Annotated in this window: 19 protein-coding genes and 2 riboswitches; of the genes, 7 read left to right on the plus strand and 12 right to left on the minus strand. The window is 51.1% G+C overall.

Annotated elements, in window-relative coordinates:
* Positions 1-98: 98 nt before the first annotated feature.
* The gene (locus ACFSDB_RS11755; RefSeq protein WP_204893553.1) at positions 99-779 is read right to left on the minus strand and encodes a hypothetical protein; all 681 of its coding nucleotides are present in this window, start codon (positions 777-779) and stop codon (positions 99-101) included.
* A gap of 105 nt (positions 780-884) precedes the next feature.
* Between ACFSDB_RS11755 and ACFSDB_RS11760 the strand changes: the two genes are divergently transcribed.
* Complete coding sequence (locus tag ACFSDB_RS11760) at positions 885-1265, plus strand: VOC family protein (RefSeq protein WP_204893552.1); 381 nt, start codon at positions 885-887, stop codon at positions 1263-1265.
* Between the two features lie 198 nt (positions 1266-1463).
* Here ACFSDB_RS11760 and hmpA (ACFSDB_RS11765) read toward each other — a convergent pair whose 3' ends face one another.
* Both hmpA (ACFSDB_RS11765) and hmpA (ACFSDB_RS11770) read right to left on the minus strand, forming a co-directional pair.
* A complete protein-coding gene (gene hmpA / locus ACFSDB_RS11765; protein ID WP_204893551.1) occupies positions 1464-2645 on the minus strand; it encodes an NO-inducible flavohemoprotein in 1182 nt (393 codons plus the stop codon).
* Positions 2646-2876: 231 nt separating this feature from the next.
* Positions 2877-4058 (minus strand): NO-inducible flavohemoprotein, encoded by a 1182-nt coding sequence (gene hmpA, locus ACFSDB_RS11770; protein WP_204893550.1) that lies wholly within the window; start codon positions 4056-4058, stop codon positions 2877-2879.
* Between the two features lie 100 nt (positions 4059-4158).
* Between hmpA (ACFSDB_RS11770) and ACFSDB_RS11775 the strand changes: the two genes are divergently transcribed.
* On the plus strand, positions 4159-4593 hold the full coding sequence (locus ACFSDB_RS11775; RefSeq protein WP_204893549.1) for an RrF2 family transcriptional regulator: 435 nt from the start codon (positions 4159-4161) through the stop codon (positions 4591-4593).
* 32 nt (positions 4594-4625) lie between these two features.
* Here the strand turns inward: ACFSDB_RS11775 and ACFSDB_RS11780 are convergent, their stop codons facing one another.
* From ACFSDB_RS11780 to ACFSDB_RS11790, 3 genes are all read right to left on the minus strand, one after another.
* Positions 4626-5048 (minus strand): pyridoxamine 5'-phosphate oxidase family protein, encoded by a 423-nt coding sequence (locus ACFSDB_RS11780; RefSeq protein WP_204893548.1) that lies wholly within the window; start codon positions 5046-5048, stop codon positions 4626-4628.
* An 89-nt stretch (positions 5049-5137) separates the two neighbouring features.
* Entirely contained in the window at positions 5138-6031 is an 894-nt protein-coding gene (locus ACFSDB_RS11785) for an EamA family transporter (RefSeq protein ID WP_204893547.1), read from the minus strand.
* 96 nt (positions 6032-6127) lie between these two features.
* Entirely contained in the window at positions 6128-6355 is a 228-nt protein-coding gene (locus tag ACFSDB_RS11790; RefSeq protein ID WP_204893546.1) for a hypothetical protein, read from the minus strand.
* Positions 6356-6533: 178 nt separating this feature from the next.
* Between ACFSDB_RS11790 and ACFSDB_RS11795 the strand changes: the two genes are divergently transcribed.
* Entirely contained in the window at positions 6534-7553 is a 1020-nt protein-coding gene (locus ACFSDB_RS11795; RefSeq protein ID WP_204893545.1) for an STAS domain-containing protein, read from the plus strand.
* 27 nt (positions 7554-7580) lie between these two features.
* Here ACFSDB_RS11795 and pepT read toward each other — a convergent pair whose 3' ends face one another.
* The 6 genes from pepT to ACFSDB_RS11825 form a co-directional block, all read right to left on the minus strand.
* Complete coding sequence (gene pepT / locus ACFSDB_RS11800) at positions 7581-8804, minus strand: peptidase T (protein WP_204893544.1); 1224 nt, start codon at positions 8802-8804, stop codon at positions 7581-7583.
* A gap of 200 nt (positions 8805-9004) precedes the next feature.
* A complete protein-coding gene (locus tag ACFSDB_RS11805; RefSeq protein WP_204893543.1) occupies positions 9005-10204 on the minus strand; it encodes a M20 family metallopeptidase in 1200 nt (399 codons plus the stop codon).
* 19 nt (positions 10205-10223) lie between these two features.
* Complete coding sequence (locus tag ACFSDB_RS11810) at positions 10224-11066, minus strand: MetQ/NlpA family ABC transporter substrate-binding protein (RefSeq protein WP_204893542.1); 843 nt, start codon at positions 11064-11066, stop codon at positions 10224-10226.
* Positions 11067-11113: 47 nt separating this feature from the next.
* Positions 11114-11764, minus strand: coding sequence for a methionine ABC transporter permease (locus tag ACFSDB_RS11815; RefSeq protein ID WP_204893541.1), 651 nt, complete (start codon positions 11762-11764; stop codon positions 11114-11116).
* A complete protein-coding gene (locus ACFSDB_RS11820; RefSeq protein WP_204893540.1) occupies positions 11754-12785 on the minus strand; it encodes a methionine ABC transporter ATP-binding protein in 1032 nt (343 codons plus the stop codon). Before ACFSDB_RS11820 ends, ACFSDB_RS11815 begins: the two co-directional genes overlap by 11 nt.
* A gap of 134 nt (positions 12786-12919) precedes the next feature.
* Positions 12920-13033, minus strand: a riboswitch (SAM riboswitch).
* Positions 13034-13112: 79 nt separating this feature from the next.
* Positions 13113-13754, minus strand: a complete 642-nt coding sequence (locus tag ACFSDB_RS11825) for a glycerol-3-phosphate acyltransferase (RefSeq protein WP_204893539.1) — start codon at positions 13752-13754, stop codon at positions 13113-13115.
* A 134-nt stretch (positions 13755-13888) separates the two neighbouring features.
* Positions 13889-14007, plus strand: a riboswitch (SAM riboswitch).
* Positions 14008-14111: 104 nt separating this feature from the next.
* Here ACFSDB_RS11825 and ACFSDB_RS11830 point away from each other — a divergent pair.
* From ACFSDB_RS11830 to ACFSDB_RS11845, 4 genes are all read left to right on the plus strand, one after another.
* Positions 14112-15401, plus strand: coding sequence for an O-acetylhomoserine aminocarboxypropyltransferase/cysteine synthase family protein (locus tag ACFSDB_RS11830; RefSeq protein ID WP_204893538.1), 1290 nt, complete (start codon positions 14112-14114; stop codon positions 15399-15401).
* A 12-nt stretch (positions 15402-15413) separates the two neighbouring features.
* On the plus strand, positions 15414-16427 hold the full coding sequence (gene metX / locus ACFSDB_RS11835; RefSeq protein ID WP_204893537.1) for a homoserine O-acetyltransferase MetX: 1014 nt from the start codon (positions 15414-15416) through the stop codon (positions 16425-16427).
* Positions 16428-16886: 459 nt separating this feature from the next.
* Complete coding sequence (gene cpaB / locus ACFSDB_RS11840; protein WP_204893536.1) at positions 16887-17654, plus strand: Flp pilus assembly protein CpaB; 768 nt, start codon at positions 16887-16889, stop codon at positions 17652-17654.
* Between the two features lie 14 nt (positions 17655-17668).
* The gene (locus ACFSDB_RS11845; RefSeq protein ID WP_204893535.1) at positions 17669-18808 is read left to right on the plus strand and encodes an AAA family ATPase; all 1140 of its coding nucleotides are present in this window, start codon (positions 17669-17671) and stop codon (positions 18806-18808) included.
* Positions 18809-18825: the final 17 nt, after the last annotated feature.

Here is an 18825-nt window from a genome sequence, read left to right on the forward strand (position 1 = left end):
GGCACAATACCGGAGTCATCTGATCGCAGCGTAAGCTGCAGGGTGCTTTTATTAAACTGTCTAGAAAATGGGGCTCAGTTCAAATCGCGCCGGAGCTTTTAATTTGGATTGGGGCAGAATGTACAGGTAGCGAAGCCTGGCAGTTCCTTGTACAGGCAGCAGGTTTTGCGGAGCGGGCCGGAAACGGCGCGGGACAAAGAAGCATCTCCGAGCAGTTTGTGCAGATAAGAAGTCTTTGCCGGCTGCCAGTTTGCCGGATCAAGAAGCCATTCTATGTCTTCAGCAGCTCTGCGTGGATTGCTGCGCTCCAGGTTGGCATAAAACCACAGGAGTGAGCCCAGCACATTCTCCCACAAGGTGATCGGCGAAATTTTAACTTGTTTCCGGAATTCCTGTATCAGGTTTTCTGTTTGCTCGATGAGGACAAAGTGCATGGCGGCAAAACGCTCGTGGGATTGGAACTGTGTAAAAGTACGGGATTCAACATGCGTTTGAAGCAAATTAAAGCCGTAATTATGTACCCGTTCAAATTTCAGCTCTTGCCAAGTGCAGGCGAAATAAGCGTTGTGGCGCGTAATCAAATCAAACTGGGCAGAGACGAAAAGGGCATACTGCCGGAAGAAATAAGAAACTGCGACGCCCGGATTGCCGGTGCCGGCCCAGTCTTGGAGCTCTTCGATCATCTGATTCATTTCAAGGGACAGCGGTTGTTCAGGGGTCCGGTCGACTGCAACGGACTGGGAAGCGAGTGCATATTTCAATTGCTGCGGAAACGTCATTAGGGTCACTCCTTTCCTAATATGCTACGGGAACGGAAAAGGATTTGCAAAGCGCAATAGAGAACAAATACAAAGAGAGAAAATCCAGCAGCAGGGGGAATCGGAATGGAATTCAGAATCGAAAAATTGGATCATGTGCAAGTAGCCGCGCCGAAAGGATGCGAAGAAGAAGCTCGCCGCTTTTACGGAGAGGTTCTCGGATTGGCAGAAGTGGAGAAGCCGGAGCCGCTGAGAGGCAGAGGGGGCGTATGGTTCGAATTCGGCAATTCCCAGCTTCATATCGGGGTGGAAGAACCGTTCGCGGCTGCCCGGAAAGCGCATCCGGCATTTGTCGTCAACGGATTTGACGAGCTTCAGGAAGCGCTTGGAGCGCGCGGCATTGAAGTAAAGAACGATACCAGCATCCCGGGCAGTGCCCGCTTTTTCGTCTCGGATCCGTTTGGCAATCGGCTGGAATTTTTGAAGGAAGGGTTCTCCGGAAGGTGAGGCGGCTGATGTTATAGGTAATTTTGATTTGCTGCAAGTAAATCCCGGATACTGCAAGTAAAACGGCGTTTACCGCAAGTAAATCCCAGATACTGCAAGTAACCGGCTAGATACTGCAAGTAAACTTAAAATACCGCAAGTAAATGAAAAACAGAAAAGGCTGTCCGCATGTTTTAGCGGTCAGCCTTTCCATTTCACTTATACAGTTTGAAGAGCGACAGCTGGGCCGAAGAATTCGAAGTGGATCTGTTCTTCTGTCATGCCGAGTGCACGCAATTCCTGGATCATCGCTTCCATGAACGGCACTGGTCCGCAGACATAGACATCGCCGGTCACATCGACCATTTCCTGGAGCACTTCACGAGTGATATAGCCGTTCGGCTGATCGGAATACAACGTTTTATAAGCCGCATTCTCCATGGACGCTGTGTACTTCTGGATATCCTGGTCGAAAGCGTGGAATGATTCATTCCGTGCAGCGTGCAAGAAAGCAGTCGGGCGTTCAGGAGTAAGGGTTGCAACCGTTTCGAACATGCTCATCATCGGTGTGATGCCGACGCCGCCGCTGATAAATGCCACCGGTGAAGTCTTCGCAGCATCAAGAACGAATTCGCCTGCTGGTGCACTCACTTCGATCTTGTCGCCTTCATTGACTTCTTCGTGAAGGTAGACGGATACGCGGCCGTTCGGATCGTTGTCTGCTTCCCGCTTCACCGAGATGCGGAACTCGTCGGCTTTTGCAGCCTGTGACAAGCTGTACTGGCGGTTGAACAAGTATTTCTCTCCCGGGATGGACAAGCGCACGGAGATGTACTGGCCAGGCTGGTAAGTTGGTACATTGGATCCGTCAGCCGGTTTCAAATAGAACGAAGTGATGTTGTCGCTTTCTTTGACTTTGCGGGCAACCACAAAGTCCTTGAAGAATTTCCAGCCGTTTTCCTGGTTTTCCGCTTGTTCGTACATGCTGTTTTCTACACCGATAAACGCATCAGCAATGACGCCGTAAGCTTCGGCCCAAGCGTTGATAATCTCATCCGTCGCTGCATCGCCGAGAACTTCTTTGATTGCTCCTAAAAGAAACTCGCCGACAATCGGGTAATGTTCGGCTTTGACGCCAAGGCTTACGTGCTTATTGGCAATCTGGACAACTGCCGGCAAGATGGCTTCCAGGTTATCGATATGGACTGCCGCTGCATAGACGGTATTGGCAAGTGCTGCCTGCTGGCGTCCTTTTTTCTGGTTTGCATGATTGAAGATATTTAAAAGTTCAGGATGCGCTTCGAACATGTTCTTGTAAAAGACGGTAGTGATGGCCGTTCCGTGTTCTGCTAAAACGGGTACAGTGGATTTGATAATTGATCTTGTTTCTTGTGATAACATAGTCAATCTCTCCTTTTGTTTTCTATAGTTCGACTATAAACCCGTTGAAGCTTTAAAGATATATATAAAATACTTCTTTAATATTTTCGACACATTTGTCTTCACAGAAAAGTCACATAAAAAAGACCCAGGCGCTGTAAGCCTGGGTGTGGCAAGGGAATCGGGCAAAGATAAAGTGGAAACGAAACCGTTGTTCTTGCAATAAAGAATTTAAAAAATGGAAATTAAGCATTAATTATTCGGAATTTCCATTGCGGGACCAAAGAATTCATAGTGGATCCGGCTGTCGTCCATGCCGATATTGCGCAGTTCGCGTATCATGGCGACCATGAAAGGCACCGGGCCGCAGACATAAGCTTCTCCCTGCGGATCAACGTATTGTTCCAGCATATCCCGGGTGATGAATCCATTCTCTTCATCGGAATAGACGGTTTTGTATGAAGCGTTCTCCATTTTTTCCACAAGGCTGCGGACATCTTCGTCGAAAGCATGCTGGCTGCGGTTCCGTGCTCCGTGAAGGAACGCAGTCGGCCGCTCCGGTGTGGAAGTGGCCACGGTTTCGAACATGCTCATCATCGGCGTAATGCCGACACCGCCGCTGAGAAAGGCGACAGGGGATGTTTTAGAAGCATCCAGGACAAATACGCCGGCAGGCGCACTTACTTCAAGTCGGTCGCCTTCGTTCACCTTTTCATGCAGATGGATTGAAACGACGCCGTTCGGGTCATTGTCCGCTTCCCGCTTGACGGAAATCCGGAATTCATCCGGTGTGGAAGCCTGAGAAAGGCTGTACTGGCGGATCAACGTATAAGGGTCGCCCGGTATCGAGACGCGGACGGAAATATACTGGCCGGGAATATAGGTCGGCACATTGGACCCGTCTGCCGGTTTCAAGTAAAAAGAAGTGATGACGTCGCTTTCTTTCACTTTGCGGGCGACGACAAAGTCCTTGAAGTAATTCCAGCCGTTCTCCTGTTTTGCGGTGCTCTGGTACATGCTCCTTTCAACGCTGATGAACGTATCTGCAATGACGCCGTAAGCGTCGGACCAGGCTTGGATGATTTCATCCGTCGCCGCATCGCCCAGCACTTCTTTCATTGCAAGCAGCAAGTGGGCGCCGACAATCGGATAATGTTCGGGCTTCACGCCCAAACTGACGTGCTTGTGAGCAATTTGGACAACCGCAGGCATGATTTCCTCCAAGTTATCGATATGCACGGCGGCCGCGTAGACGGTTTTCGCCAATGCGGTCTGCTGGCGGCCTTGAGCTTGGTTGGCATGGTTGAAAATGTTCAGCAGTTCCGGATGTTCCTCGAACATGCGGCTGTAAAAACGGGTAGTGATTACGACGCCATGCTCTTCAAGGACGGGGGCAGTGGATTTGATGATGGTGCGTGTTTCTTCTGACAACATCGGAATCCTCTCCTTTTCAGCTGGTTGCGGCGCTTCAGCGCCAATTCCTTTTATGCAATTCCATTACCCGGTATAATGAAGGAACAGGAAGGTGAAAAAAGTGAGATTGACCATGTATACCGACTATTCGCTGCGTGTATTGCTGTACTTGGGAGCCAAACAAGACGGAAAGCTGTCCACAATCCAGGAAATTTCCGATTCCTATAACATTTCCAAAAACCATTTGATGAAAGTGACCTTCGAGCTCGGCAAGGCCGGATTTATCCATACGGTGCGCGGCCGCGGCGGCGGCATCCGCCTCGCCGACCTGCCGCAAAACATCAACGTCGGGACCGTTGTCCGCCGCATGGAGGATGATTTCCATCTCGTCGAATGCTTTGACCGGGAACACAACCGCTGTCCGATTGCCCCGGTTTGCGGGCTGCGCGGCGTGTTGGGCAAGGCGCTCCATGCGTACTTGGCTGTGCTGGACGAATATACATTGGAGGACCTGCTGTTCAATCGGGAAGGTCTTCGCGAAATATTAAATACGTAAAAACGGCCCGATTTCTCGAGCCGTTTTTTCTTTTACAGTTCAATCGACTGCGGCTCTTCGCCTTTTTTATTGATCAAGCGCACCCGATCCGGCTTGATGGCAAGAATGACCAGGTTCGGATCGTCCGGACCTGTGAACCAGCCTTTCAGGCGGTCGTTCCATACTTTATCGATCATGCCTTGTTCCTCATGGACGCCCATCCGGCCTTCGATTTCCAGGAACGCATCCCCAACGCCTTCGCCTTCGTAGCCAAGGAGAATATGGGCATTCGGATTGTTTTGGAGCTCATCGACTTTTTGCGTCTTTTTGCTCGTAGGTGTATATAAAGTGAATTCATCGTTGAAAAAAGTCATATAGCGGGAGTGCGGCTTGTTGTCCTTGATGGTCGATAAAACTCCCACCAGGCTGTTATCTAAAATGTTCAATGCTTGCTGCTTCAATTCGGATTGATTCATTTTTTCCACTCCTTTAAAAGTTGTATTAGTCCTGTTATTCCTTTTTCGCTCTTTGCTAAACATAAAAAAGCCCGCGAAGCGCGGGCGGGTCAAACAGTTTTTACAGCTTTCGGGGTGCGGTCGAACACACTTGGCAATACCATGCCGAACAAAATGACGCCGATTCCAACGATTTGAAGCGGCGTCAGCGCTTCACCCAGAATCAGGACGGACGCGAGTATGGCGACCGGAAGTTCCATGGCGCTCAAGATGGAAGCGAGCCCTGAACCGGTATGGGGCACGGCGATTGAGAAGAAATAGATGGGCAGGACGATTCCGAATAGGCCGAGCAGCAGTCCGTAAACCCATAAGCCTTCGGAAAACAACTGGCCGTTCCAGACGATTTCCGGCGTCTGGACCAGACCGACGGCGATGGCGGCAAAAAAGGAGACATAAAAGAGCCGGGTGGAGGTATCCATCCCTTCAACTTTTTTGCCGTTGACGAACATGAAGGCGGAGAAGCAGAATGCCGCTCCGATTCCCCAAGCCCAACCTTGCCATGCAATGCTGCTCAAATCGGCGTCGATGACTCCGGCGGCAAGCAAAGTCCCGCCGAACAACAGGATCAAAGAAATTCCTTCCGTGCGTTTGAGCCATCTGCGGCGGACGATACAATCAAGGAACATGCCGATCCAAGTGAATTGGAACAGCAAGACGACCGCTAAGGAAGCGGGGAGGTATTCAAGCGATTGGCCGTAGACGGTTCCGGTTGCTGCCGTAAAACAACCGGACAGCACCAAGGTTTTCCAGCCGTGCAGGCGGGGGATTTTCCGTTGGGTGATGATGAGCAAGAGGGCAGCAAGTGCGAACCCTACAAAATATTGGCTGGTGACCGCTTCAGCTGCAGTGAATCCGTTTCCCATCGCCACTTTGATGATGGTGGAGAGAATTCCGTAACTGCTTGCCGCTACGACGACCATGACCGGGTAGATCCAATTTTTCATTTTCGAGCAACTCCTATTCCAAGGAGAATCATATCATAAAAAAACAGCACGGCGGCCGCCATGCTGTTCTTCAGAAAAATGGATGTATTCTGCCCATTAATCGGGATAGATTTCTTCGCTGCCCGAGCTGTTCTTTGTGGCGCGTTTGTTTTCTTCGTCTTTCATGTTCTGCTTCTGATCCTCTAACGGAATGGCATCGACTGTCTGTTCCTCTTTGAACATTTCGTGCATCGTCTTGTCGTCTGTCTTTATCTGTTCAGGATTGTCCATCGGGACTCCTGTCCGTTTTTCGCGTTCTTCATCCAACCGTTTTTTGTCCGGCATAGTGAGCACCTCTTTCTGTTGATGTGTTATTTATTTATTCCTCTATTGGCCGGATTTAAACATGAATAAGAGATTTCCGTTGCACATATATGTGATTTGGAGGGAAGGGAAGCGCTGAAATGGAAGCAGTGCCGAACTTTATGATAAAATAGAACCATTGGATGAGAGGAGTTTTACAATGCACACAAAACCTTCAGTGAACGTAGGAGGCTTAAGCTTCGAATGGGATATGGAAAAAGGCAGGTTCCTGTTTGAAGGGGAAGATGCCGTCCTGTTCTGGACGGGCACTGCGATGAAAATGTTTTTTGACACAATAGAAGAAATATCAGGGGAAGATGCAGCGAATGTGGTGATGGAATCGACAGGTTTCCGTCAGGGGCTTGTAGTCGGGCAATACTTTTCCGGCATGAAGAACGTCAGCATCCGTGAAGCATCTGGCCTGATCAACAATACATATGCATCAGCAGGATGGGGCCTTGCCCGCATCGTGGAAATGGATGAAGAAGCGATGACCCTGAAAGTCCATTTGAAAGACAGCTGGGAGCATAAGATCAATGTGGCGCAGGGCAAGAAAACCGGCGGCTGTTTCCTGCCGGCGCATTATGCGGGAATTTTCACCGAGCTTTTCGGGCGCAACATCTGGTTTAAGGTGGTGCACCATCAAATCGAAGGCTTCGAAGAGTCGGTCATCGAATATTTCCCTTCAGAAGAAAACATTGACGAAAATATTCACCGCCTGGCCCGAACCAAGGAAGCGGGGCAGATCAGCCGGCTCGAACAGCTGGTCGAAGAGAAAACCGCGGAACTGAATGAGCTGATCCGCGAAATCTCATCGCCGATCATTCCTGTCCTGAATGACATCGTGGTCGTACCGCTTCTTGGAACATATGATGAAGCCCGTGCAGAAGAATTGCTCGTGAAAACCTTGCAGAACCTGCCGAAATACAAAGCGACCTATCTTATCCTGGATCTGACCGGCTTGAACGCGAAATTCACCCATCATGCGGCAAGTTTGATCGACAAGCTTGGCTCTACTGCCTCCCTCATCGGCAGCAAGACAGTCCTTGTCGGCATTTCCCCGCAGATGAGCATGGTCATTTCGGAAACCGGCCTGAACCTCTCAAAGTTCGAATGCTTCCAGACGCTGCAGCACGGCATCCATTATGCACTCGCGCAAAATGGGCGGACAATCGTCTAGGCAAAAAAATAAAGCGCCCGCGGGCGCTTATTTTTGTTCCATCGATTTGACGATTTCTACAATAACTTGTGTGGCTTTTTCCATGTTTTCAACAGAGATGAATTCGTATTTGCCGTGATAGTTTTCGCCGCCTGTGAAGATGTTCGGCGTCGGCAATCCCATATACGATAATTGCGAACCGTCCGTACCGCCGCGCACAGGCTCGATATTCGGCTGGATGCCGAGTGTTTTCATCGCCGTTTCAGCAGCATCGACGATTTCCATGACCGGTTCGATCTTTTCGCGCATATTGTAGTATTGGTCTTCAAGCTCCAGCTGAACTGCATCCTCTCCGTACTGTGCCTGAAGTTTGGCGGCAGTATCTCGCATCAGCTGCTTTTTCGACTCGAAAGCGTCTTTGTCGAAATCGCGGATGATGTACGAAAGCACCGCTCCTTCAACATCGCCTTTGAAACTATTGAGGTGAATAAACCCTTCATAGCCTTCGGTCCGTTCAGGCACTTCATTTTTCGGCATCTCTTCCTGGAAGCGGATGGCTACAGTCTGGGCATTGACCATTTTGTCTTTTGCAGATCCGGGATGGACGCTTGTCCCTTGGACCGTCAGTTTGCCGCTCGCCGCGTTGAAGCTTTCATATTGCAGTTCGCCGAGCGGGCCGCCGTCCATCGTGTAAGCAAAGTCGGCACCGAAGCGCTCTACATCGAATTTATGCGGGCCGCGGCCGATTTCCTCATCCGGCGTAAATGCTATACGGATCTTGCCATGCTTGATTTCAGGATGCAGTTTCAGGTATTCCATCGCGGTCATGATTTCGGCGATGCCGGCTTTATTGTCAGCGCCGAGCAATGTCGTGCCGTCAGTCGTCAGCAGGGTATGGCCGATGTAATTTTTCAGATCTGGGAAATCAGCGGTTTTCATGGAAACTGATTCGTTCAATCGGATGTCCTTGCCGTCATAATTATCGATGCGCTGCGGGTTGACGTTTTTGCCGGTGAAATCTGTAGCAGTATCAATGTGGGCAAGAAAGCCGACAACCGGCACTTGTTTATCGGTATTGGCAGGCAGTGTGCCGAAAAGATATCCGTGGGCATCCATGCCGACGTCTTCAAGGCCGATGGCAGTCATCTCTTTTTCAAGTTCCTTCAAAAGATCCCATTGTCCGGGCGTAGAAGGGGTTTCAGTGCTTTCAGAATCGGATTGTGTATCGATTTTTGCATAGCGCACCAGGCGCTCGATCAATGTTTCAATCATGTATGGACCTCCTGGAATATGTATTCGTTTCATTTTAGCACGAAAAGCGGGAATTTTGGCAATTCGGCAGCGGTAAGTGGGGCAGGAGACCGCGGAGAAAGAAATACGCTCAACGAAGGTTAAAATACGCACAGCGAACCCGGAAATACGATTCTACACAAAAAAGGCAGCCGCATGGGGCTGCCTTTCATTCGTTTAGATTAGATTTTCGCAGCCAGCGAATGCGCGTGGGCCGCTTTCACTTCTTCGAGCAAAGCTGCTTCTGTCAGCAGGCGGTAGCCGGTGTTCGCAAGCGCTTTTGCGCCGCGGATCAAGGCTTCATTGCCGCGTTCAGATTTCGCGGCTTCCCGGAACTCGGCGGTATGGCCCACCAGATCATCCGGCCCGATTTTGATGTACGGATGGGCGGTCGGGACTACGTAGCTGATGTTGCCTGCGTCCGTCGAGCCGATTCCGGTGTTGCGCGAATCCGCCACTTCTTCGCCGACGGCTTCGAGTTCGCTGCGGACGATGGCATCCAGGGCCGGTGTGACCACCAGGTCCTGCACTTCGTTCTGGAAGCGGACGATTTTCACGGTCGTGCCGGTAGCCAGTGCAGCACCTTCCGCGATGTTGCGGATCTTAGCGGACGTGTCGGACGCTTTTTTCCACGAATCGCCGCGGATGTAGAAACGGGCCGATGCATATTCCGGGATGATGTTCGGTGCATCGCCGCCGTGGGTAATGATGCCATGAACGCGGGCATCGGAAGGCAATTGCTGGCGGAGAGCATTGATGCTGTTGAAAAGCTGAAGCACCGCATCAAGCGCGTTGATGCCTTCTTCAGGCGATCCGGCCGCATGCGCCGGCTTGCCGTAGAAATGGAATTCCAGCGGATCCACTGCCAGTGAGGGAGTTGTGACGGCGGAGCGGCCGGAAGGGTGGATCATCAATGCGGCATCGATGCCTTCGAGCAGGCCGTGCTTGACGAAACTTCCTTTCGCGCTGCCGTTCGGGCCGCCTTCTTCAGCGGGCGTACCGAGCACGACAACCCGTCCGCCGGTTGTGGAGAATGTCTCAGACAGGGCAATCGCAGCAGCGGCGCTTGTCGTGCCGATGATGTTGTGGCCGCAAGCATGGCCGAGGCCCGGCAGCGCATCGTATTCGGCAAGATAAGCGATTGTCGGACCCGGCAGCGAACTTTCCTTGCTGGCAAAGAAAGCTGTTTCGTGTCCGGCGACGCCGGTCTCAACGGCGAATCCCGCGTCTTCAAGCAATTCGACGAGTGTGGCGCTGGCAAAAACCTCTTCGTTGCCGATTTCCGGCTTGGCATGGATGGCCTGGCTTGTTGCGATATACTCGCTTCGTTTGGCGTCGATGGACTGTGAAATGGTCAAGGCTGCTTCTTTGATTGCTGTCATTGAAATTCCTCCTTGCGGTTTATTGGTAGTCGACCAGCTCCTCGACAGGAACGAATGTCGGAATCTGGGCGCCTTTCGTATGCTCAACGATAAAGTCGGCTGTGTCTTCCTGCTGGTAAAGTTCTACGATTTTCTGGTAATCCGGATCGTCGGCATTTTCAGCGCTGGCGGCGATCAGGTTGATATAAGGTTTTGCCGTATCGCTTTCACGGGCAATCGGATCTTCCGTCGGATTCAGACCGGCGTCGACCGCAATGCCGTTATTGATGATGGATGCTGCCACGTCCGGCATTGCACGCGGCGTCTGGCCGGAAATCATCGGCACAAGTTCAATGTTTTTCGGGTTTTCAATGATATCTTCCGCAGTGCCCGTCAATCCTGCATCGTCGGACAATTTGATCAAACCGGCTTCCTGTAGAAGAAGCAATCCGCGGCCCATGTTTGTCGCTTCGTTCGGCAGCGCGATTTGTGCACCGTCCGGAAGTTCTTCGATGGATTCGTATTTCTCGGAGTAGAGGCCCATTGGTGCAATGACCGTTGAGCCGATCGGAACGATGTCGATATTGTGCTCGGCGACAAACTCATCAAAATAGGAGATGGTCTGGAAAGCGTTCAAATCGAGTTCGCCTTCAGCAAGCGCGATATTCGGTGCTACATAATCCGAGAAAGTGACGATTTCAAGGTCGATGCCTTCTTTTTCGGCTTTGTCCGCGATGTAATCCCAGATTGTTGTATCCGAGCCGCTGATTCCAAGTGTGATTTTGCGGTTGCCGTCAGCGCCTTCGCTGTCGTCTCCGCCTCCGCAGGCGGCTAAGACCAAAGCCAGGATGGCCAGCAATAAAAGAGATGAAAGTTTTTTCATGATGTATTCCTCCAATAGATTAGTTTAATTGAATTTGCAGTACGGATTTATCTTCTGCGTACCCGCCGGGACAGCAAGTTGCCGCCCGACTGGACGCCTTGTACAAGGATGACCAGGATGGCTACGGTAATGACCATGACAAGCGTGTCAAACCGCTGATAGCCGTAAGTGATGGCCAAGTCGCCGAGTCCGCCGCCTCCGATGGCGCCTGCCATGGCAGAAGCGCCGATCAGCCCGACAATCGCGATCGTCAGGGCCAGAACCAGTGAGCTCAGCGCTTCAGGAATCAGAAAGCGGAAAATGATCTGGAACGGCGATGCCCCCATGGCTTGGGCCGCTTCGATAACACCATGGTCGACTTCAAGCAGCGAGTTTTCGATCAGCCGGGCGATATAAGGCCCGGCATAGAAGACGAGCGGCACGATGGCAGCGGCCGTCCCGATGGATGTGCCGACAATCAGCCGGGTGATCGGGATGATGGCGACCATCAAAATGATGAAAGGCACGGACCGGAAAATATTGATGATGATATTCAGTACTTTTGAAACCGGTTCGTTCGCCAATAAATGGCCTTTTCGGGTAACGACCAGCAGAATGCCGAGCGGGAAGCCGATGACCAGCGAGAACAGGAAGGATGCGCCCGTCATGTAGATGGTTTCCCAGAGGGCTTCCAAGATTTGTTCGTTATCAACTAGCATAATTCCGCACCTCCTCGACTTTGACATTGCTGCTGCGTATGGATGTTAAGGCCAGCTGGATTTCAGCGGCAGGGCCGGTAAATTCGACAATGAGATTGCCGTATGGTTCGCCCTGCAGTTCGGTGATATTGCCAAACAAAACATTCAGGTCCAGGTTAAAGTCCCTGGATATCCGCGACATTAGCGGCTGTCCAACAGAAGCGCCGGTGAACTGGATCCGGTAGATGGTGTGCTTGCGGTCCGGGTCCTGGATCTGCTTCAGCAGCGATTCCGGCAGTTCGTCATTCATGACGGAACGGACAAAGCGCTGGGTCGTCGTGTGCTGCGGATTGGTGAACACTTCGAACACCGTTCCCTGTTCGATGACTTTGCCTGCTTCAAGCACTGCCACTTTGTCGCAGATTTCACGGATGACGCCCATTTCATGAGTGATCAGCAGGATCGTGATGTTGTATTCGCGGTTGATGCGGCGCAGCAGTTCCAGGATGGATTGGGTGGTCTGCGGATCCAGCGCCGAAGTGGCTTCATCGCATAATAGAACTGATGGATTGGTGGCAAGCGCCCGGGCAATGCCGATGCGCTGTTTCTGGCCGCCGGAAAGCTGGTCGGGATATTTGTCTGCCTGATCGCCCAGGCCGACAAAATCCAGCAGGTCCTTCACCTGTTCCTTGATCTTGTTTTTCGGCGTTTTGGCGAGGATGAGCGGCATGGCGACATTGTGGAAAACGGTTTTGGAATTCAGCAAGTTGAAGTGCTGGAAGATCATTCCGATGTCTTTCCGCGTCTGGCGAATGTCTTTTGCGGACAAGGTGGAGATGTCTTTTCCGTCAATCAGCACGCGGCCGCTGCTTGGTCGCTCCAGCAGGTTGACTGTCCGGATCAGCGAGCTTTTGCCGGCGCCGCTGAAGCCGATGACGCCGTATATTTCACCAGTTTCAACAGTCAGGTCGATGCCGTTCAGCGCGTGGATCGACTGTTTGCCGGACTGGTAGGTTTTTGTTACCTCCTCGAATTGAATCATAGTGTAAGCCTCCTCAAGCTGTTCCAGTAATGCAAATCTTTTCGCAGAGGGCTTTTTATCCGAAAGTGAACGAAAAAAGCCCCCTTTTTTCTTATCCACAAGAAAAAAGAAGGCTTCGGCATGAAACCATCTCATTCTCATCTTCCAAACGCAAAAATGCGTTTGCAGGAGTTAGCACAGTTTTCGCATGATGCGAATCCGCTGCCGAAACGTCATAGGGCCTGTCCCTCGGTTTCTCTGGATAAGAAAGTGATGTACGTATTTGATTTGTAAGGACTACTTTATGGGGGATTGTTGAAAAAGTCAACCTTTTCTTTTAAAAAAATTTCAGGAAGATCCTTCAGCCTTTTTCCGGAATACGGAAGAAACCTTGTTTTCAGTGCCGTTTGCGATGCGGGAAATGTTTTCCGTGTGCTTGAATACAGCCATCGCGAACAGCGCAGCAGCAATGAACAAAGGAAGTCCGCCTTCAGCGGGCCACCAGGCAATGGCGAAGAACGTGGCATACAGGACCAAGACGCCCGCGACCAGGTAATTGGTGGCGAGTGCTGCTCCGACAAGAAGCAGCAGGCCGGCCAAGCCAAGCTTCCAGTCGAGCGCCAGCATGACGCCGATGACGGCCGCTGTTCCTTTTCCGCCGTTGAACCTCATATAGAAAGGGAAGTTGTGTCCGACGACGACGCCGGCACCGACGACGAACAGCAGGGCCCAGACGGTTTCTTCTGAAAGTGAAGAAGCATGCAGCGCCCAGCGGAACACCCACACGGCAGCTGCGCCTTTGAGAATATCCAGGAAAGCGACCAGCGCTCCGTATTTCCAGCCGAGCACGATGGCTGCATTTGAAGCGCCTGAATTTTTGACGCCTTCTTTTTTGATGTTGACGCCTGTCAACAGCTGCGCGACCAGTGAACCATGCATGCAGCCGACAATATAACCTATGATGAGAGCAATAACTATCCATGAAAACATCTTTTCCACTCCTTCTCTTATAGATTTAACGTTTGAAAGAAGCGCAGGTTTCAAAATTTTTAGAATTATCCGCTTGACAAATCCCACATCCATTTTATATACTTCAGGACATGATGGAAAACTAAATCTGAATACTCTTATCAAGAGAGGCGGAGGGAATAGGCCCTGTGATGCCCGGCAACCGACAAGCAGCTCAGCTTGGAAAGGTGCTAAATCCTACAGATCCGGAAAGACGGGATCTGGCAGATGAGAGGAGGCATACCCGTATGTGACGGCCCTCTTCTTAACCGAAGAGGGCTTTTTCTGTTCCCTCCTCAACCCGCGGTTTCCATCAAAAAAACCTTAGGAGGAATAGAAATGACAAATTTTAAACCAGAAACGCTTTTATTGCACGGCGGACAGCAGCCGGACCCAGTGACCGGAGCGAGAGGGGTCGCCATCCATAAAACGACTTCCTATGTGTTTAAGAATACGGAACATGCCCAGAACTTGTTCGGCTTGAAAGAAGCAGGAAATATCTATTCGCGCATCATGAACCCTACGGTGGATGTATTTGAACAGCGTGTGGCTCTTCTTGAAGGCGGGTCGGCAGCTGTCGCCCTGTCTTCCGGCATGGCGGCCATCGCATTCTCCATATTGAACTTGGCGGAAGCCGGCGACGAAATCGTGGCAGACAGCAATTTGTACGGAGGCACAGTCAGCTTGTTCGCCAATACCTTGCCGAGATACGGCATCACGGTGAAATTCGTCGACGGCACGGATCCGGAAAACTTCCGGGGCGCCATCACAGACAAGACAAAAGCGATTTTCGGGGAGATCATCGGCAATCCTAGCCTGAACGTCTTTGATGTTGAAAAAGTGGCGGAGATTGCCCATGAAAACGGCTTGCCATTATTGATCGACAATACATTCGCTTCGCCATACGGCAGCAACCCGATCGAGTTCGGGGCGGACGTCGTTATTCATTCGGCAACGAAATGGATTGGCGGGCACGGGACGACCATCGGCGGCGTGGTCGTCGACAGCGGTAAATTCGACTACGACAATCCGCGATTCCCCAACTACACGGAACCGGATGAAAGCTATCACGGCATCCGCTATGGAATCGATGCGGCAGGAGCGGCATTTGCGACCAAACTCCGCGTCCAGCTGCTGCGTGATTTCGGACCATCGCTCAGCGCGGAAAGTGCACATGCCTTTTTGCAGGGGCTCGAGACGCTGCATCTGCGGATTCCGCGCCACAACAGCAATGCCCGCATCATCGCCCAATACCTGAAGGATCATCCGCAAGTGGAGTGGGTCAACTATATCGGCTTTGAAGATCACCCGTCGCACCAATTGGCCCAAAAATATTTGAAGGACGGCTATGGTTCGATTGTCAATTTCGGCGTGAAGGGTGGCCGTGAAGCAGGCCGGAAAGTGATTGACAGTGTCGCTTTATGGTCCCACGTGGCGAATGTCGGTGATGCGAAATCGCTGATTATCCACCCGGCTTCGACGACCCACCAGCAATTGACGGCTCAAGAACTGGAAGCTTCAGGGGTGACGGAAGAATTGATCCGCTTGTCGATCGGCCTGGAGAATCCGGAAGACCTGATCGCCGACCTCGAACAGGCCATCAAAGCGGCTGTACTGGAAAACGCATAGGAGGTGAAAGAGATGGCTTACGTATCCATCGGTACGCTGGCGCTGGAGTCGGCGGAAATCTTGGAAGGTGTCGAACTCGCATATGAACGCTGCGGCAAGGAAGGAGCTCCGGTCGTTCTCCTGTGCCACGCTTTGACAGGCGACCAGTTCTCGATCGGCACTCCGGATAATCCGGGGTGGTGGGCAGGATTGGCCGGGCCGGGCAAAGCCGTGGATACGGAGAAATTTCAAGTCATCACCTTCAATGTGCTCGGAGGATGCAACGGATCGACCGGTCCATTGTCCGTCAACCCGAAAACAGGCGAGCCCTACCGCGCGGATTTCCCGGAAATCACCATCCGCGACATGGTCCGGGCAGAGCATGCGGCTTTGCAGAAGCTGGGCATCGACCGGCTCGCGGCTGTCATCGGCGGTTCGCTCGGAGGCATGAAAGCGCTGGAATGGGGGAGGCTATACCCCCGTTTCGTCTCAGCGGTGTTTCCGTTGGCAGTAACGCCCGCCTACAGCGATTACGGCATCGCGTTCAACTGGATCGGCATCCATGCTATCGTAAATGATGCGGAATTCAAAAACGGGAATTATACGGATTCTTCTCTCATTAAAGGCTTTGAAACGGCTCGAATGGCGGGGATGGTGACATACAGGAGCGGCGGGCTCTTCAATGACCGGTTCAGCCGCGGCCATAACGGCAGCGGATTCGATGTCGAATCTTATTTGTCCTATCAGGGCAGGAAGCTGGCCGGGCGCTTTGATGCTAATAGCTACGTCACATTGCTGAAGGCAATGAATACCCATGACGTGGAGGAAAGCCAATTGGAAGTGGCGCTACACGCGTTATCGTTCACCCATGATTTATTGTATCCCGGACCCTGGATGAGCGATTGGGTCCAAAAGCAGCCCGAAGCGAGCTGGGCTTTAGTGGAAACAGCGTTCGGCCATGACGGTTTCCTGGTTGAATTTGAAAAATGGGATGGCCACATCCGGGAGAAATTGAATAACATTCTTGATCTGCAGCCTGTGCGATAGCATAGGCTTTTTTTATTGGTTCAAGAACTTTCAAGCAGGAATATATCTCTAGTTAAATCATCTTAAAATCAAGATAATAAAAAAGAAAAAATAGTTAAAAATAATTATAAAGGAATATGTTTACATTTATGAGAATGGGGAACTATGCATTTGTATCAGAATAATAGGACTAAGTATCTGCATAAGCGATTCGAAAAAATGGAAAAAGGAGAGTGATAACAATTTAGGTAAAAATACCCTGGGTTCCTTTTACCTAAAAAACGACATTTGTCGATTTGGAGTATTTTGACAAACTTCAGGAGAAAGTGGTAAGGATATAAAGTAAGGAAAAGTTTGTTCACGTTTAAAGGAAGCTGGTATCAAAGCGAAGAATGCTTCCAGAAAAAGGGATGGACCGTGTTGTTTTTCCAAGATAGTTTTTAAAGGATTTGAAGAAGAAAAAACCGGGAGAGTGCCGCAATGATCGAATCGAAGAGAAAAGCCATTATTTTTTTCCTGCTTGCTGCAATCCTGGCAGGAACCGCCGGATTTTTAACGCTGCAAAAAGTGAAAGAACTGAACAATGATTTAGGGACAATGGTGGATGTCTACGCTGCCGGACAGGATATCTCCTCGCGGAGCGTCATAACGCCGAAAGATGTCACGATCGAAAAGATTCCGAAGAAATTCGTGACAGATGAACACATTACAAGCACTACCGATCTCGAAAACAAAGTATCGGTCATTCCCTTGTCATCCGGCGATCTGATCACCAAAAATATGCTGAAGCAGGCCTCTGCCGTGATGGAAGAAAACAACCGGCTGATCACGCTGATGGCTTCGGAACGCGTCTTTTTCGATGAACAGCTGGAAGCGCTCGACCGGGTGGATATCATCGTCTCCCTGCGGGACAAAGACATCAACAAGACGGAAATATTCATGAAAGACGTAAAAGTAGCCCGCGTCGCCAATGAAGCCAAGAAGTTTGCAGGCGTGCAAGTCGAAGTTGCGTTGGATCAGGCACCTTTACTCATACATATGCAGAATTACGCAGACAGTGTTCGGATTATCAAAGCGAATGTCGGCAACGGCGAAGCCCCGGCAGAAGCTGCCGCTGAACCGCCTGCCGAAAAAGCCCCGGCCGCTGCAACACCGGCGCTGCCGGCAGAAGAAAAGCCAGCAGAAGCTAAACCGGCAGAAGAGAAGCCGGCCGCTGCAGAACCGAAAACTGCAAAGCCGAAAAGCTGAAGGAGGAATATGGGATGAAACAATCCAAACTATTGATTGTCGGACAGAAAAACGAAATGTATTCCTTGCTGATGCAGCAGTTTGAAGGCGAATTCGATTATGCTTCACTGGATCCGGTCCATCTGCGTTCCGAGCTGAAAAATATGGATCCTGCACTTGTCCTGCTGCTCCACAATCCAGGGAAGGACCTGGAAACACTCGCTTACCTGCAGCAGGAGCTCGACAACGTACCAGTAGTGTTTGTCCATGAAAGCCACGATTTCCAGCTGTTCCGCGATTTGGTCCGGGCAGGGGCGATCGATTATTACGTTATCCCAGAGGATTTGAACGGGCTCGATAACCAGATTTCCATCCTGCTCGCCCGGCTTCAGACCGCTCCGGAAAAAGATAAGCAATTGAGCTTCAAACGGGGCAGCGGCCAGGTCTTCGCTTTTTACAGCGGGAAAGGCGGCAGCGGCAAAACCTTATTGAGCACTTCTTTTGCCCAGACGCTGAAGTTTGAATCGACCGCACAAGTCTTATACATTGATTTGAATTTGCAATATGGCGGCGGCGAATCCTATCTAGGAGTGGAGACCGCGCGCAATATTCTGGATCTCGAACCGGTCATCAAAGAAATGACAGAACAGCATCTCCGGAATGTCACCGAAAAAGAGCCGCTTTCGAAAATGGAGCTGTTGATCAGCCCATGCGATGCAGAGTTGGCGGAATACATAACAGAGGATTTTGTCACACGTCTTCTCCGCGTCTGCCGGCGCGCCTATGACTTCATCGTCGTCGACTTGCCGGTCAATATGGATGAGCGGACATATACCGCGCTTGTGGAGGCGGACCGGATTTACTATACGACTTTGCTCGACACGCCATCGATCCGGGTCTTCAAGCATACGGAAGAATTGTTCCAAAAGCTTGGGATTCCGACGGCAGACCGCCTTGAACTCGTATTGAATGAAGTCGGCAGGGAAAACGAACTGAGCAAAAAGGATTTCGAACGGTTTATCGAATATCCGGTGGCTGCTGAAATCAGGCGCGACATCAAAGGGGTCCAGACCGCGATCAATAAAGGCGAGACGCTCCGGAAGATGCCGAAAGAAAAGAAATTGACGCCGGCTGCAAAAGATATGCGCAAATGGGTTGTCTCGATGTTAAAATAACCGTTTTTAGAGAGGTA

Source organism: Planococcus chinensis, assembly GCF_042681545.1.
Classification (GTDB): Bacteria; Bacillota; Bacilli; order Bacillales_A; family Planococcaceae; genus Planococcus; species Planococcus chinensis.

Excerpts from the sequence above, each read along its gene's own strand:
- ACFSDB_RS11755 (WP_204893553.1), bottom strand. The coding sequence starts at position 779 with ATGACGTTTCCGCAGCAATTGAAATATGCACTCGCTTCCCAGTCCGTT.
- ACFSDB_RS11760 (WP_204893552.1), top strand. The coding sequence starts at position 885 with ATGGAATTCAGAATCGAAAAATTGGATCATGTGCAAGTAGCCGCGCCG.
- hmpA (WP_204893551.1), bottom strand. The coding sequence starts at position 2,645 with ATGTTATCACAAGAAACAAGATCAATTATCAAATCCACTGTACCCGTT.
- hmpA (WP_204893550.1), bottom strand. The coding sequence starts at position 4,058 with ATGTTGTCAGAAGAAACACGCACCATCATCAAATCCACTGCCCCCGTC.
- ACFSDB_RS11780 (WP_204893548.1), bottom strand. The coding sequence starts at position 5,048 with ATGAATCAATCCGAATTGAAGCAGCAAGCATTGAACATTTTAGATAAC.
- ACFSDB_RS11785 (WP_204893547.1), bottom strand. The coding sequence starts at position 6,031 with ATGAAAAATTGGATCTACCCGGTCATGGTCGTCGTAGCGGCAAGCAGT.
- ACFSDB_RS11790 (WP_204893546.1), bottom strand. The coding sequence starts at position 6,355 with ATGCCGGACAAAAAACGGTTGGATGAAGAACGCGAAAAACGGACAGGA.
- ACFSDB_RS11795 (WP_204893545.1), top strand. The coding sequence starts at position 6,534 with ATGCACACAAAACCTTCAGTGAACGTAGGAGGCTTAAGCTTCGAATGG.
- pepT (WP_204893544.1), bottom strand. The coding sequence starts at position 8,804 with ATGATTGAAACATTGATCGAGCGCCTGGTGCGCTATGCAAAAATCGAT.
- ACFSDB_RS11805 (WP_204893543.1), bottom strand. The coding sequence starts at position 10,204 with ATGACAGCAATCAAAGAAGCAGCCTTGACCATTTCACAGTCCATCGAC.
- ACFSDB_RS11810 (WP_204893542.1), bottom strand. The coding sequence starts at position 11,066 with ATGAAAAAACTTTCATCTCTTTTATTGCTGGCCATCCTGGCTTTGGTC.
- ACFSDB_RS11815 (WP_204893541.1), bottom strand. The coding sequence starts at position 11,764 with ATGCTAGTTGATAACGAACAAATCTTGGAAGCCCTCTGGGAAACCATC.
- ACFSDB_RS11820 (WP_204893540.1), bottom strand. The coding sequence starts at position 12,785 with ATGATTCAATTCGAGGAGGTAACAAAAACCTACCAGTCCGGCAAACAG.
- ACFSDB_RS11825 (WP_204893539.1), bottom strand. The coding sequence starts at position 13,754 with ATGTTTTCATGGATAGTTATTGCTCTCATCATAGGTTATATTGTCGGC.
- ACFSDB_RS11830 (WP_204893538.1), top strand. The coding sequence starts at position 14,112 with ATGACAAATTTTAAACCAGAAACGCTTTTATTGCACGGCGGACAGCAG.
- metX (WP_204893537.1), top strand. The coding sequence starts at position 15,414 with ATGGCTTACGTATCCATCGGTACGCTGGCGCTGGAGTCGGCGGAAATC.
- cpaB (WP_204893536.1), top strand. The coding sequence starts at position 16,887 with ATGATCGAATCGAAGAGAAAAGCCATTATTTTTTTCCTGCTTGCTGCA.
- ACFSDB_RS11845 (WP_204893535.1), top strand. The coding sequence starts at position 17,669 with ATGAAACAATCCAAACTATTGATTGTCGGACAGAAAAACGAAATGTAT.